Origin of the sequence: Salmonella sp. SAL00653 (genome assembly GCF_046552515.1) — a bacterium.
Lineage (GTDB): Bacteria > Pseudomonadota > Gammaproteobacteria > Enterobacterales > Enterobacteriaceae > Salmonella > Salmonella enterica.
Window position 1 is genome coordinate 172442 of record NZ_JBGDTY010000002.1, and the last position, 12595, is coordinate 185036.

The 12595-nt window shown below is 51.7% G+C and carries 13 protein-coding genes and 1 pseudogene; 4 read left to right on the top strand and 10 right to left on the bottom strand.

Annotated elements, in window-relative coordinates; translation table 11 throughout:
- Positions 1-23: 23 nt before the first annotated feature.
- Positions 24-569: a shikimate kinase AroL gene (aroL, locus tag ACLJRU_RS03575; protein WP_000983565.1), complete on the bottom strand. Its 546-nt coding sequence runs from the start codon at positions 567-569 to the stop codon at positions 24-26.
- A gap of 184 nt (positions 570-753) precedes the next feature.
- On the bottom strand, positions 754-1209 hold the full coding sequence (locus ACLJRU_RS03580) for a YaiI/YqxD family protein (RefSeq protein ID WP_001539275.1): 456 nt from the start codon (positions 1207-1209) through the stop codon (positions 754-756).
- A gap of 139 nt (positions 1210-1348) precedes the next feature.
- Here ACLJRU_RS03580 and proC point away from each other — a divergent pair, with 139 nt between their 5' ends.
- Positions 1349-2158 carry a pyrroline-5-carboxylate reductase gene (gene proC / locus ACLJRU_RS03585; protein ID WP_000412193.1) on the top strand — a complete coding sequence of 270 codons (810 nt, stop codon included), beginning with the start codon at positions 1349-1351 and terminating at the stop codon, positions 2156-2158.
- A 14-nt stretch (positions 2159-2172) separates the two neighbouring features.
- Here proC and adrA read toward each other — a convergent pair whose 3' ends face one another.
- The 5 genes and pseudogenes from adrA to ACLJRU_RS03610 all read right to left on the bottom strand — a co-directional run bounded on the left by adrA (position 2173) and on the right by ACLJRU_RS03610 (position 6700).
- Positions 2173-3285: a diguanylate cyclase AdrA gene (adrA, locus tag ACLJRU_RS03590; protein WP_000484079.1), complete on the bottom strand. Its 1113-nt coding sequence runs from the start codon at positions 3283-3285 to the stop codon at positions 2173-2175.
- Positions 3286-3376: 91 nt separating this feature from the next.
- On the bottom strand, positions 3377-3697 hold the full coding sequence (gene psiF / locus ACLJRU_RS03595) for a phosphate starvation-inducible protein PsiF (RefSeq protein ID WP_000705165.1): 321 nt from the start codon (positions 3695-3697) through the stop codon (positions 3377-3379).
- A gap of 348 nt (positions 3698-4045) precedes the next feature.
- The gene (iraP, locus tag ACLJRU_RS03600; protein WP_001518423.1) at positions 4046-4306 is read right to left on the bottom strand and encodes an anti-adapter protein IraP; all 261 of its coding nucleotides are present in this window, start codon (positions 4304-4306) and stop codon (positions 4046-4048) included.
- A gap of 296 nt (positions 4307-4602) precedes the next feature.
- Positions 4603-5818 (bottom strand): annotated as a pseudogene (locus tag ACLJRU_RS03605) (multidrug efflux MFS transporter).
- A 168-nt stretch (positions 5819-5986) separates the two neighbouring features.
- Positions 5987-6700, bottom strand: a complete 714-nt coding sequence (locus ACLJRU_RS03610) for an extensin family protein (protein WP_024148673.1) — start codon at positions 6698-6700, stop codon at positions 5987-5989.
- 77 nt (positions 6701-6777) lie between these two features.
- Between ACLJRU_RS03610 and ddlA the strand changes: the two genes are divergently transcribed.
- Positions 6778-7872 carry a D-alanine--D-alanine ligase gene (gene ddlA / locus ACLJRU_RS03615; RefSeq protein ID WP_001096587.1) on the top strand — a complete coding sequence of 365 codons (1095 nt, stop codon included), beginning with the start codon at positions 6778-6780 and terminating at the stop codon, positions 7870-7872.
- A gap of 25 nt (positions 7873-7897) precedes the next feature.
- On the opposite strand, the gene ACLJRU_RS03620 is transcribed toward ddlA, so the two are convergent.
- Entirely contained in the window at positions 7898-8113 is a 216-nt protein-coding gene (locus ACLJRU_RS03620) for a DUF2754 family protein (RefSeq protein ID WP_001239243.1), read from the bottom strand.
- A gap of 267 nt (positions 8114-8380) precedes the next feature.
- Here ACLJRU_RS03620 and ACLJRU_RS03625 point away from each other — a divergent pair, with 267 nt between their 5' ends.
- Positions 8381-8689, top strand: a complete 309-nt coding sequence (locus tag ACLJRU_RS03625; RefSeq protein WP_000763139.1) for a YaiY family protein — start codon at positions 8381-8383, stop codon at positions 8687-8689.
- A gap of 37 nt (positions 8690-8726) precedes the next feature.
- Here the strand turns inward: ACLJRU_RS03625 and yaiW are convergent, their stop codons facing one another.
- Both yaiW and sbmA read right to left on the bottom strand, forming a co-directional pair.
- Positions 8727-9821 (bottom strand): surface-exposed outer membrane lipoprotein YaiW, encoded by a 1095-nt coding sequence (gene yaiW / locus ACLJRU_RS03630; RefSeq protein ID WP_001271418.1) that lies wholly within the window; start codon positions 9819-9821, stop codon positions 8727-8729.
- Positions 9822-9835: 14 nt separating this feature from the next.
- Positions 9836-11056, bottom strand: coding sequence for a peptide antibiotic transporter SbmA (sbmA, locus tag ACLJRU_RS03635; RefSeq protein WP_000477019.1), 1221 nt, complete (start codon positions 11054-11056; stop codon positions 9836-9838).
- Positions 11057-11402: 346 nt separating this feature from the next.
- Here sbmA and ampH point away from each other — a divergent pair, with 346 nt between their 5' ends.
- Complete coding sequence (gene ampH, locus ACLJRU_RS03640; RefSeq protein ID WP_001539270.1) at positions 11403-12560, top strand: D-alanyl-D-alanine-carboxypeptidase/endopeptidase AmpH; 1158 nt, start codon at positions 11403-11405, stop codon at positions 12558-12560.
- Positions 12561-12595: the final 35 nt, after the last annotated feature.

A 12595-nucleotide genomic window follows, 5' to 3' on the forward strand; every position in this document is an offset into this window, starting at 1 on the left:
GTTTCCTTTATTCTGGGTGAGCGTTAAGTATAGACATCTCCCTGTAACCGTTGCGTCGACGGCGGCAGCGCCGCAATAATTTCAGAAACGACCTGGGCCGGCGCTTTCGTCGCGTCAATAATGTAATGCGCCGTTTCGCGATACAACGCGTCACGCTGCTCAAGCACTTCCCGAACCTCTTCGCTCAACGGCTTGCCGGTGAGGGTCGGGCGCAGATCCGCTTCAGGTTCAGCCTCAAGCCGATTAACCAGCGTGGATACCGGCGCGCACAGATAAATCACTACGCCAACACGGTGCATATAACGTCGGTTATAATCCGTGAGAATAATACCGCCTCCCGTCGCCACGACAGTCGAAGGCGCGCTTACCGCCTCCAGGGCCGCGGTTTCCCGGGCGCGGAACCCTCCCCAGCCTTCTTTTTCAACGATATCAGCGACGCTCATCTGCACGTGCGATTGCAGCCAGCGGTCGGTATCTGCAAACCGGAAACCGGTTGCCTGCGCCAGCGCCATACCGATGGTGGTTTTCCCACAGCCCCGCGGGCCAACAAGATAAAGAGGTTGCATCATAGCAGGCGTTCCCCCAGGAGCTGCGCATACGCAGGATTTGATATCAGCAATGTTATAATCATATCATCTAACTAGTACAACGCATAAATGTAAATAATAATTTACACAAAGGTACTAAAGTCACAATATTAGTACTATAGCAAGAATCAGAAATGAATAAACTGTAAATTTTTCATTACAGAATTTATTTTTTACGCTGGCTTTCCAGCCACCACTTATCCAGCTCGGCGGCAAAATGCTGACGATCGCGCGGCGAGAGAGTGTTTGGCCCCCCCGTTTGTACGCTGCTGGCGCGTAGCGTGTCCATAAAGTCACACATCGTCAGACGTTCGCGAATCGTGGCGTCGCTATAGCGTTCTCCCCGGGGATTAAGAGCCGCAGCGCCTTTTTCCAGCACTTCAGCCGCCAGCGGAATATCCGCGGTAATCACCAGATCGCCCGCTTCGCATTGACGCACGATTTCGTTATCCGCCACGTCAAACCCGGCGGCCACGCGAAGCGTGCGGATAAAACGCGAAGGCGGCACGCGCAAGGCCTGATTGGCAACCAGAATAAGCGGCAACTGCATCCGCTCGGCGGCGCGGTACAAAATTTCTTTAATGACATTCGGACACGCATCCGCATCCACCCAGATGGTCATAATGTCTCCCGTACGGTATACAATCTTTTATTGTCTCGCGCTTTTGCCTTTCATCAAAGTGCTGTTTCTCCTTCTGCCCGTTTTCAATCCGCGTTAAGCTAACCATTCCCCATAACACACAAACATAGGGAGTGACGAGATGGAGAAGAAAATCGGTTTTATTGGCTGCGGTAATATGGGCAAGGCTATTCTTGGCGGACTGATTGCCAGCGGTCAGGTACTTCCCGGCCAGATCTGGGTCTACACCCCCTCCCCCGATAAAGTTGCCGCCCTGCATGACCAGTACGGCATTAATGCAGCGCAAAGCGCGCAGGAGGTCGCTCAGGTCGCGGATATCGTTTTCGGCGCGGTAAAACCGGGCATTATGGTGAAAGTGCTCAGTGAAATCTCCTCCAGCCTGAACAAAGACTCGCTGGTGGTCTCTATCGCCGCAGGCGTAACGCTTGATCAGCTTGCGCGCGCGCTGGGACACGACCGTAAAATCATTCGCGCTATGCCGAATACGCCGTCGCTGGTCAACGCAGGAATGACCTCCGTCACGCCCAACGCGCTGGTCACACCGGAAGATACGGCTGATGTCCTGAATATTTTCCGCTGCTTTGGCGAGGCGGAAGTGATTGCTGAGCCGATGATCCATCCGGTGGTTGGCGTGAGCGGATCTTCGCCGGCCTATGTCTTTATGTTTATCGAGGCGATGGCGGACGCAGCCGTTCTTGGCGGTATGCCTCGCGCTCAGGCTTATAAATTCGCCGCGCAGGCCGTCATGGGGTCGGCGAAAATGGTACTCGAAACCGGAAAGCATCCCGGCGAACTGAAAGATATGGTGTGCTCGCCTGGCGGAACGACAATTGAAGCCGTACGCGTTCTGGAAGAACGTGGCTTCCGCGCTGCGGTAATAGAAGCGATGACGAAGTGTATGGAAAAATCAGAGGCGCTCAGTAAATCCTGAAGCCCGGCTGGACGTCATGCCGCCACTTCGGTGCGGTTACGTCCGGCATTCTTTGCTTTGTAAAGCGCCATATCCGCAGACTTTAGCCATTCCCGATAATGACCGATTTGTGGCGTTAACGGCGCCACGCCCACGCTGATACGTAACATGACCTGCGGCGCGCCCGGCAAGCGTAAGGTATTTAGCCGTTCATGCACTCGCGACATGGCGGTAATCGCGCTGTCTGCCGGCGTTCCGCACATAATCACCGCAAATTCGTCGCCGCCAAAGCGCCCGATAATATCACTCCCGCGTAGCGTTATCTGTAATTGACGCGTCAGGGCGATAATAGCCTCATCCCCAACATCATGTCCCCAGGTGTCGTTAATGCTCTTAAAATGATCGATATCGATAATCAACAATGTCGCCTCCCGATGGTGGCGTCGGCTGTGATCGAATTCATTACGTAATAAAATTTCCCAGTGGCGTCGGTTATAGACGCCGGTCATGCCATCCCGCGAGCTCATCGCCTGCAAGCGTCGCTTATGTTCCGCTAATTTAATGGCCGTTTGGTAACTTACCCAGGCGAACAGAAGCGGATACAACATAATGACGGGCAAAGAGAGCGTGACTTCCAGCGACGAGCTTCGCATCGCGACGGGTAGCCCGGTAAGCTGCAACGTCACCAGACATGACGCCAGCAAAAGGCCCATTCCGACAGTGAATAGCCGCCGCCCGCCAGCGCCCATCAGATTCATGCTCATCATCATAAACAGCGCGGCGGCAGGCAACATATTGACGCCCATCAGCGCGATCCACATGCCGGAGAGGATCGCATCCACTTTCAGGTTGTAAATTTCCTGGCGTAGCGGATCAAGGGCTTTCGCCGCCCACTGCCATGCCAGATGCGGCCAGACAAAAGACCAGCCGACCAGCAATAGCCACCAGCCGCCAAAGACAGGTTGCGACACTAACACGGCGGCCACCGGTAAAAACATCCCCCCTAACCCCACTGCGCGCGGTAGCCTGATGCGCCGGGCGAAGCGCAACCCGGAGCGCTGACGATCATCAAGAGGGTCAGGCGGCGCTACCGCCTGTTCAACCGCTTTTCGGTAAAAATTTTCATCATTCATTATTTTTGGGAACATTTAGAAACAATTTTCCCAAATTATAGAAACAGAGCGCATGGAGGAAGTATGAAATTTCGGGTGAGTGTTTTTCAGGGCTCACCCGATAGCACTACGCCGCTTTTTTCAGGCAGGCGCTCATAAACTTACTACGGTCATCGCCTTTCAGGGATTGTTCCGTCGCCTGAACATTGCATTCACGCATTTTCTGCTGTTGCGGCGTCAGGCTTTTCTCTCCAGGGGCTGACTGGCTGTTTTTTAGACAGTCGCTAAGGTAAGTTTTACGCGCATCGCCTTTCAACGCTTGCGCTGTCGCCTGCTGATTACAGGTCGTCATGCGCTGCTGTTGCGGTGTTAACGGTTTTTCGGTTGCGCCGACGGCGGTTAAAAAGACCAGGCCAAAAAGTAAAGTCACCAGTAATGTTATTTTCATAGCACCATCCTTTTGTCAGTGTACGCATTACACGTTGTCCCTTTGGGAAATATCCCAGGGACTTTATATAAGTCTGGCTGTTACTGGCAAAAATACCACCCGGCAGTAAAAGTATTACTTACCGTTAGCAATATATGTTTTATTGATTGACAAACCGTAGGCTAATGTGCAACTCGATTATCCACAGTCACGCAGGATGCAGAAGAACAACGCATAACGTTACACTGTTATTACCATAGCCGCTTCGTTTTTATTTTCTTCTGGTTAATACAGAGCAAAATAAAAACGAAGCGGCCAGGGCTATTTTATAAAAGTAACGTTATAACAACTGTGTTGTTTTAAATACGATTAGTGCCGGGGGTGTCTCAGCAACTTTTTTACATATTGGCGCAGCAATTCCGTATCGTGATCAGGAACGCTGGCATCCGGCTTTACGCCTTCAAGTGCCCCCTCTACCTGACGTATCAACATCTCCTGCTCGTTTTGCGCCATGTTACGTAACATTGCTGTGACGATAATCTCTAACGCTTCTACCTGAGCAACCAGTTCTTTCGACTCTTCTTCTTTTTGGGCTAGCTTAAGCAACAACTCTGCTATGAGATTTTTCATGACCATATTTCCTTATTAGTTCCAGGGTGACGTTATCACTATGAAGAACCACTGCCTAGAGGCTGAAAGTACTATTTTTATGATACAGGAAGAACTTTACACAAATAATTATCACTGTCGCCGCAGCGAAACGTTTCTCAGGCCGTAAACGAGACGATAATAAACCATCAAAAAACAATAATCACGCTATATCATAATTTAAGGTTATGCCATCTATAGAAAAACTTCACGGATAAAGAATATATCTTTTAATTTAAACCATATCGTAACGGCAGAAGCGCCGTTACGATGCACCGCTATTGGCCTTTCGCTTTTTGCGCGTTACGCCGACGACGTAACGCCAGGGTCAGTTGCCCGATATTGATCAACACGATCGCCGCCGTAGCGATAAAAACCCAGCGGAAACCGGCCATCGCCGATACCGTCGCGCCCATCAACGGCCCAACCACGTTGCCCAGGTACATAAATGACTGGTTGTAGCCAAAAATACGTCCGGTAATTTGATCGCTGGAGTATTTCACCAATAACGTTTGTACGGCGGGTAACATCGCGCCATCGGCAAAGCCTAACAAGAAACGTAACAGCCCCAGCTGGAACGGCGTGGTGACCCAGGACATCGCGAAGAAAAGCAGCACTGCGCAGATAAGCGTGGCCATCAGAATTCTTTCCGTGCCGATTCTGTCGCCAAGTTTTCCCAGGCGAGGCGCGGAGATAAGCGCAGAGATACCGGGCACCGAGGCGATTAACCCGCTAAGAAAGGCGATGTTATTACTGTCCGGCATCATTGATTTGATAAACAGCGCCAGGATTGGACTGATGGAACCATTACAGAGTTGAATGACCATCGTGGTAAAAAACAAACTGATCACCAGCGCAGGATAAGGTAACGACACAAAAACGGCTTTACCGCTCAGGCGTTCGCTTTTCTTGATGACCGGACGCACGCCTTCTTTAATTAAAAATAGCGTGACCAGAAAGCTCACCACCAACAGCATGGCGGTAATCAGAAATACCGCCCGCAGCCCGATATGATCCGCGACAAAGCCGCCCATTAACGGCCCGCCGATAACGCCGCTGATCTGCGCGGTAGAAAGCGTACTGAGCGCCCAGCCGCTACGTTCGCGCGGTACCTGAGAGGCTACCAGCGCCATAGCATTGGGGATATAACCTGACGTTAACCCCATGATTCCGCGCAGCAGGAAAAGTTGCCAGGCATGGGTCGCGAATGCCTGCAGTAGAATAGCTATCGCCATCCCGAGCGACGCGCGCAATAGCATCAGTTTACGCCCTTTGCGATCGGCGAGACTGCCCCACATCGGCGACACAATGGCGGACGGAAATAAGAAACGTGATGCTAAACGTTAACCCGGACCACATTGATAACGCTTCATGGGAAGAGACGCCAAGCTGGGAAATATAAAGGGGTAAGAATGGCAGGATTTGGCTGATTGCTAGCCCGGTAAAAAAACATCCAAACCAAACGGAAATTAGATTAACTTTCCAGGATTCCATAAGACTCGTAACGGTAAGTAGCTGAAAATACGCGTTAGCTTAGCAAGTTCTCTTTTTCCTGGTGGTTCCAGAGGTGCGATACGTCACACTTTGCTATTTTGTCTCCCCGTTCATCATTTTTGTGAAACATGTCACATTATATAGCCGCGCAAGGCAGACGTTTATGCTTTAACGACACACGCCGTAGCCCCGCATTCCAAGATGAAAATGGTTAGCATGAGCAGCGTTATAGTCAGGCCCGAGCCCATTGCCATAATAATGGCAACTGGCGTTTAACATAGCGCGTAACCAGGGCCCCGTCTCCTGACGCCCCCAGCCGCGCAGAACAGTGATTTTTCGGCCATCTGATAGCTGAAACCCGCTGACATCCAGCGCTTCTGCGCTGGCATGTTCACTGCGACGCGCATCCGGGCGGTGATAAATATTACGGCAGGCATAGCTACCCAGATGTTCGATGCGGGTCAGGCGGCGCTTCATCCACGTTTCTGTTAAAGGTTTTGCCTGCTGTTCGACAAACAGCGCGGAGCGCAGCGCCAACGGGCAGGAGGCTAAAAAACTGCTGCTCAGTTTGACCTGGCCAAAATCTCTGACGCGCATAACATGGGACAAGGGACATTCACCAGCGCTATCCGCAACAGGTTGTGATGAAATTAATCCCTGTTGATTGGCCGCCGTCAACAGCTCCCGACACTGCGACGGCGTCAGGCGCTGTAGTTTGAAGGTAGTGATCCAGCCTGGCGGATCGGCAAGTTGTTGCGGAGCAAAAGGATTATAATAAGAGGGAAGATAACGATATCCCAGCCCGCCAATACCGCCCAACAGCACAATAATCAGAAAACCCTTACCTCTCACGCGGCCTCCGTTCTCACATCCCATAAACATTATGGCAGAACCCCGCGAAACCCGCGTTTTGTCGTGGTAATGTATACGCTTTGCATTCGATGGAATGGGTTTTTAAGATGGCGAAATTGCGGGTAGGAATAGTATTTGGCGGTAAGTCGGCGGAACATGAAGTGTCTTTGCAATCAGCGAAAAATATCGTTGATGCGATCGATAAAACCCGCTTCGACGTGGTGCTGTTAGGGATAGATAAGGCGGGACAATGGCATGTTAACGATGCGGAAAATTATTTGCAGAATGCAGACGATCCGGCACATATCGCGCTACGTCCTTCGGCAATCAGTCTGGCCCAGGTGCCTGGCAAACATCAACACCAATTGATTAACGCCCAAAACGGGCAGCCGCTACCGACGGTAGATGTTATTTTTCCTATCGTCCACGGTACGCTGGGCGAAGACGGCTCATTGCAGGGGATGCTGCGCGTCGCAAACTTACCGTTTGTCGGTTCAGACGTGCTGAGCTCCGCAGCCTGCATGGATAAAGACGTAGCCAAACGACTGCTACGCGATGCAGGACTGAATATCGCCCCGTTTATTACACTCACCCGAACGAATCGTCACGCGTTTAGTTTTGCCGAGGTTGAATCCCGTCTGGGACTGCCGCTGTTCGTTAAGCCCGCCAATCAGGGCTCTTCGGTCGGCGTCAGTAAAGTCGCTAACGAAGCGCAATATCAGCAGGCGGTCGCGCTGGCTTTCGAATTCGATCATAAAGTGGTGGTGGAGCAAGGGATCAAAGGGCGCGAGATCGAATGCGCCGTATTAGGTAACGATAACCCACAGGCCAGTACCTGCGGCGAAATCGTACTGAACAGCGAATTTTACGCCTACGATACTAAGTATATTGATGATAATGGCGCACAAGTTGTCGTGCCTGCGCAGATCCCTTCCGAGGTGAATGACAAGATCCGCGCGATCGCGATCCAGGCTTATCAGACGCTGGGATGCGCGGGTATGGCGCGTGTCGATGTCTTCTTAACGGCAGACAATGAGGTCGTGATTAACGAGATTAATACGCTGCCAGGTTTTACCAATATCAGTATGTATCCAAAACTCTGGCAGGCGAGCGGACTGGGCTATACCGATTTGATCAGCCGCCTGATTGAGCTGGCGCTGGAACGCCATGCGGCGAATAACGCCTTAAAAACCACGATGTAATAGCGCACGCCCGATAGCGCAACGTTTATCGGGCGTCTTTTACCTCATCCTCTTCGCGCCGGCGAATGATGAACCCCGCCAGCCAGAAGCTAATAATCCACGTTACCAGCCCAACGCCATAGGTTTGCCATCCTTTCGCCTCAAAACCCAGCAATCCTACGACACCATTCAAAATAAAGATAAGGCCAATAGAGAAGGCATAGTAGTGCCAGTCACGACGAATTTTTACAGGCAAACGCATAACGACTCCGACGTATTAACAGCAACAAAAACGTATTTTTGCATACTTCTGGCGAGCGAGTCTGTGGGGGATACGGAATTTCTTAAATGTTAATTGATTTTGATAAAAGTGATCGTTTTGTGACAACTAACAAAAATTTACGCGATGGATACATTCCGTATGTGAAATTACCATGATTCTGATATTGACAAACACAATGACCTGTCAGACTTCACAGTAAGCCGATGGCATAACGCCAGATCGTAGCCGATCATCCTGGAGGTCTTTATGGCTGATTTCACTCTCTCAAAATCGCTGTTCAGCGGGAAGCATCGAGAAACCTCCTCTACGCCCGGAAATATTGCTTACGCCATATTTGTACTGTTTTGCTTCTGGGCCGGAGCGCAACTCTTAAACCTGCTGGTTCATGCGCCAGGCATCTATGAGCATCTGATGCAGGTACAGGATACAGGTCGACCGCGGGTAGAGATTGGGCTGGGCGTCGGGACGATTTTTGGCCTGGTGCCCTTCCTCACGGGCTGCCTCATTTTTGCCGTTATCGCCGCGTTTTTACGCTGGCGTCACCGTCACCAATAAACCTTAGCGCGCTGGAGAAAATATCCCAGCGCGAAATTTATCGCCCCATACACCGCGCCCGCCGCTCATCAACTCGTTTAGCAAACCAGGCGGTCGTCAGCTTGCGCGTGATCTTCGGACTTTCCAGTTGAATACCGGGCAACATTTCCCGCGCAAGCGTCTTGCCCGTTTTGGCCTCGGCCAGTTTATAGACTTTCTTGTAGAGCGCCGTTTTTTCAAACGCCAGGCTATCGCCTTTCTCCAGTTGGCTGCGAATTTCACGCTCACTCATTCCCAACTGCCCTGCCAGTTTGCGTACCGCTAACTCTGTTTTGCCCGGTTCCTTGCTGTTATAACGAATCAGATCGCCATCCAGCGCCAGTTTTACCCCACTGGCTTTACTGACGGCATTCTGGAACGCAGCGTTACGGCTGGCGTACCATCCCGCGTTGAAGTCGGCGAAGCGGAAAACAGGCGCGCTGTAGTTCGCCGGGTAATTCAGCAAATGGTAAGTTCCAAACCACAACCCGCCACGGCGCGTAAAGACCTCCTGACGTACCGTACCCGCCATCTTCCACGGATAACCTTTCGCGTGCTGTTCGGCAAAGGCAATGCTGACCTGCATCGGGCCGCCCGTATGCACCGGGTTATATGAGCCAAATAGCGTCTGCCCCATAGGAACCATATTGATAAAATCATCAAAAATAGCGCTAAGCTGTTTTTCGGTTTTTACCGTGTCCAGGCGTTCGCTATAGCTCTTGCCGTTGGGGGAGTTAATTTTCAGCGCGGTGTGCACCAGAAACAGCGGAATGTGTAGTCGTTCAGCGCGGCGATCAATCTCCTGCCAGGCGATTTTACTTAGCCCCGGCACGACAGGATCCGCCTGATAACCGGACTCCTGCTGGGCGACAGCCAGCACCGAACAGATATTTTCTACCGTCGGCGCCAGCCCCTGGCTCTTAAACGTTGTCGCGATATCTTTCGCCCAGGCCTCTCTGTCTTTGACACTGGCCGGCATTTTCTGACGTACTACGCTTGCCACGTCGACAGGCTTCTCGCCCTTGCTCACCGGCTGCCCGGATTGACTACTACAGCCAGCCAATATGGCAACCGCCAGAAAAGGCAGAGGATAAAGACGGGACGCCGCCGACATAACGTTTCCTTCTGTTAGCTAAAAGAGTGGGTCACTTCCTGAACTGGCTGACCATCCAACTGGCGTTCAAAGCTACGTAAACGTTTATAAATAGACATCAGCTCCACCAGCGTCGTCCAGGAGTTAATCAAATACTGGAACGAACCGCGCACCTGGCCAAACACGTTGGTGATTTGCGTCATCAGCCCCAGCGTAATCGTACCGGCAACAATGGAAGGAAACAGCAGGAACAAACCGAAAACGTTATCGACCTGCAAATAGAGAATGCGCGCGATGTTGAAATACATATAGTGAAAGTAGAGACGAAAGTAGTTATGGCGCACCGCGCTAAACAGTTCACGGACGGTGGGCGGCGTGGCGCGGCTGGCGTCATCTTCACCGTAGACCAGCTCCTTACGATAAGCGGCTTCCACTCGCTGATTTTTAAATTCCAGCCCCGGCAATTTGATCCCGACGACCGCCAGCAGGCCCGTCCCCATTAATGACCAGACTATGGCGGCAATGACCAGGCCGTAAGGGATATGCCCTACGATGGGTAAATTCGGCACATGCGCTGACAGGGTGACTAACACCGGCAGAAAGGCGATGAGCGTCATGATGGCATTGATAAAACTCACGCCCATGTTCTCCAGTGTAGAGGCAAAACGCATGGTGTCTTCCTGCACACGCTGGGCAGCCCCTTCGATATGGCGCAGGTACTGCCAGTGCGCCATATAGTGCTCATTCATTGCGGTACGCCAGCGAAATACATAGTGGCTGACAAAGAAGTTGTTCAGCACGCCGATCACCACGGCGATAAGCGCAATACCGAGAAACCCCCCCACTTCATGATAAAATTGACCAAGAGTGACCTTGTGCGGCGAGCTGAGCGCCGTTTGAATCAAATCATAGAACGGCGCGTACCAGGCGTTAACCGCGACGCCAACCTCCACCAAAAACCAGGTGACAAAAATAATGAGCGAGGTGCCAAGTATCGACCAGTACTGCCAGCGGTGCGGGCTATAGATGAACCAGAACGTTGCAAATAACCCCACGCAAATCAGGTAATAAGCATAAAAAATCAGATAGTCCAGCGACCAGAAGCGCGCTGCGCTGATAGGCACTTCATCGGATGCCCCCACAAGTCGCGCCACCCAATCTCCTCCTCCCGCCTGCCAGAAAATGACGGCGATCAGCGCCCAAACAAACGCCGACATGAAAAACGGCCCTGGCTTTGGGAAAAAAGATTTAAACATCATGCTCTCCTGCTAACTTCTTATCTTTATTACGGCTGCTGTGACGGCGGCAATAGCACGCCATGCCCACGCAAATGAAAGGGCTAAACCAGGCATTGTGACCTACGTTGTGACGCTTAGTTCGCATTTCTGCTCAACAGAATTGTTTCGACGAGTTTCATCCTAAGCAGGCACGCTGACGCTATCAGGTTATCACAAGCGCTCTATCACAAAAGTAAACATTCTCCATCACGAAAACCCGCCGTTACGTTTTTTCACCCACTTTTTTCTCTTTAACGTTTTGCAATGTGCCGCCGGGTAGTATAAATACGCATAACCACCGTTATTTCACTTATGGGCATCACCGTTGAAACGTAGTCTGCTTTTTACTGCCATGCTGTTTGCGGCATCACTTACTTCTGTCCAGGCGGCTCAGCCGATTGCCGATCCGGTTTTTGCCTCTGATATCGTTGATCGTTATGCCGAGCATATCTTTTATGGTAGCGGCGCCACGGGCATGGCGCTGGTGGTGATCGACGGCAATCAACGCGTGTTTCGTAGTTTCGGTGACACCAGACCGGGCAATAATGTTCGTCCACAGCTTGATTCGGTCATTCGTATCGCTTCGCTCACCAAGCTAATGACCAGTGAAATGTTGGTAAAATTGCTCGATCAGGGAATGGTAAAATTAAACGATCCTCTCAGCAAATATGCGCCTCCCGGCGCGCATGTCCCGACGTATCAAGGCACGCCGATTACGTTGGTCAACTTAGCGACCCATACCAGCGCGCTTCCGCGAGAACAGCCCGGCGGCGCGGCGCATCGTCCGGTATTTGTCTGGCCAACCCGCGAACAACGCTGGAGCTGGCTCTCCACAGTAACGTTAAAAGTCGCGCCAGGCTCGCAGGCGGCCTATTCCAATCTGGCGTTCGACCTGTTAGCCGACACGCTGGCGACCGCCTCCGGCAAACCTTATACGCAACTGTTTGAAGAAAAGATTACCCGCCCGCTGGGAATGAAAGACACCACGTTTACCCCCTCTCCCGATCAGTGTAAGCGTCTGATGGTGGCAGAAAAAGGCGCAAGCCCCTGTAATAATACGCTGGCAGCCATTGGCAGCGGCGGAGTCTATTCTACGCCAGGAGATATGATGCGCTGGATGCAACAGTATCTGTCGTCAGATTTCTATCACCGTAGCCAACAGGCCGATCGTATGCAAACGTTGATTTATCAGCGCACACAGTTAAAGAAAATCATTGGGATGGACGTACCGGGTAAAGCCGACGCGCTCGGTCTGGGTTGGGTCTATATGGCGCCAAAAGACGGACGTCCTGGCATTATCCAGAAAACAGGAGGCGGCGGCGGTTTTATTACCTATATGGCGATGATCCCACAATATAATATTGGCGCTTTTGTGGTCGTAACCCGTTCCCCCCTCACGCGTTTTACCAATATAAGCGACGGGATTAACGATTTGGTTACTGAGCTAAGCGGCAATAAACCGATTGCTATTCCTGCATCCTGAGTCGTCGCGCCTCGCGCTATATCAGACGAGGCGCA

Excerpts from the sequence above, each read along its gene's own strand:
- aroL (WP_000983565.1), bottom strand. The coding sequence starts at position 569 with ATGATGCAACCTCTTTATCTTGTTGGCCCGCGGGGCTGTGGGAAAACC.
- ACLJRU_RS03580 (WP_001539275.1), bottom strand. The coding sequence starts at position 1,209 with ATGACCATCTGGGTGGATGCGGATGCGTGTCCGAATGTCATTAAAGAA.
- proC (WP_000412193.1), top strand. The coding sequence starts at position 1,349 with ATGGAGAAGAAAATCGGTTTTATTGGCTGCGGTAATATGGGCAAGGCT.
- adrA (WP_000484079.1), bottom strand. The coding sequence starts at position 3,285 with ATGTTCCCAAAAATAATGAATGATGAAAATTTTTACCGAAAAGCGGTT.
- psiF (WP_000705165.1), bottom strand. The coding sequence starts at position 3,697 with ATGAAAATAACATTACTGGTGACTTTACTTTTTGGCCTGGTCTTTTTA.
- iraP (WP_001518423.1), bottom strand. The coding sequence starts at position 4,306 with ATGAAAAATCTCATAGCAGAGTTGTTGCTTAAGCTAGCCCAAAAAGAA.
- ACLJRU_RS03610 (WP_024148673.1), bottom strand. The coding sequence starts at position 6,700 with ATGTTTATGGGATGTGAGAACGGAGGCCGCGTGAGAGGTAAGGGTTTT.
- ddlA (WP_001096587.1), top strand. The coding sequence starts at position 6,778 with ATGGCGAAATTGCGGGTAGGAATAGTATTTGGCGGTAAGTCGGCGGAA.
- ACLJRU_RS03620 (WP_001239243.1), bottom strand. The coding sequence starts at position 8,113 with ATGCGTTTGCCTGTAAAAATTCGTCGTGACTGGCACTACTATGCCTTC.
- ACLJRU_RS03625 (WP_000763139.1), top strand. The coding sequence starts at position 8,381 with ATGGCTGATTTCACTCTCTCAAAATCGCTGTTCAGCGGGAAGCATCGA.
- yaiW (WP_001271418.1), bottom strand. The coding sequence starts at position 9,821 with ATGTCGGCGGCGTCCCGTCTTTATCCTCTGCCTTTTCTGGCGGTTGCC.
- sbmA (WP_000477019.1), bottom strand. The coding sequence starts at position 11,056 with ATGTTTAAATCTTTTTTCCCAAAGCCAGGGCCGTTTTTCATGTCGGCG.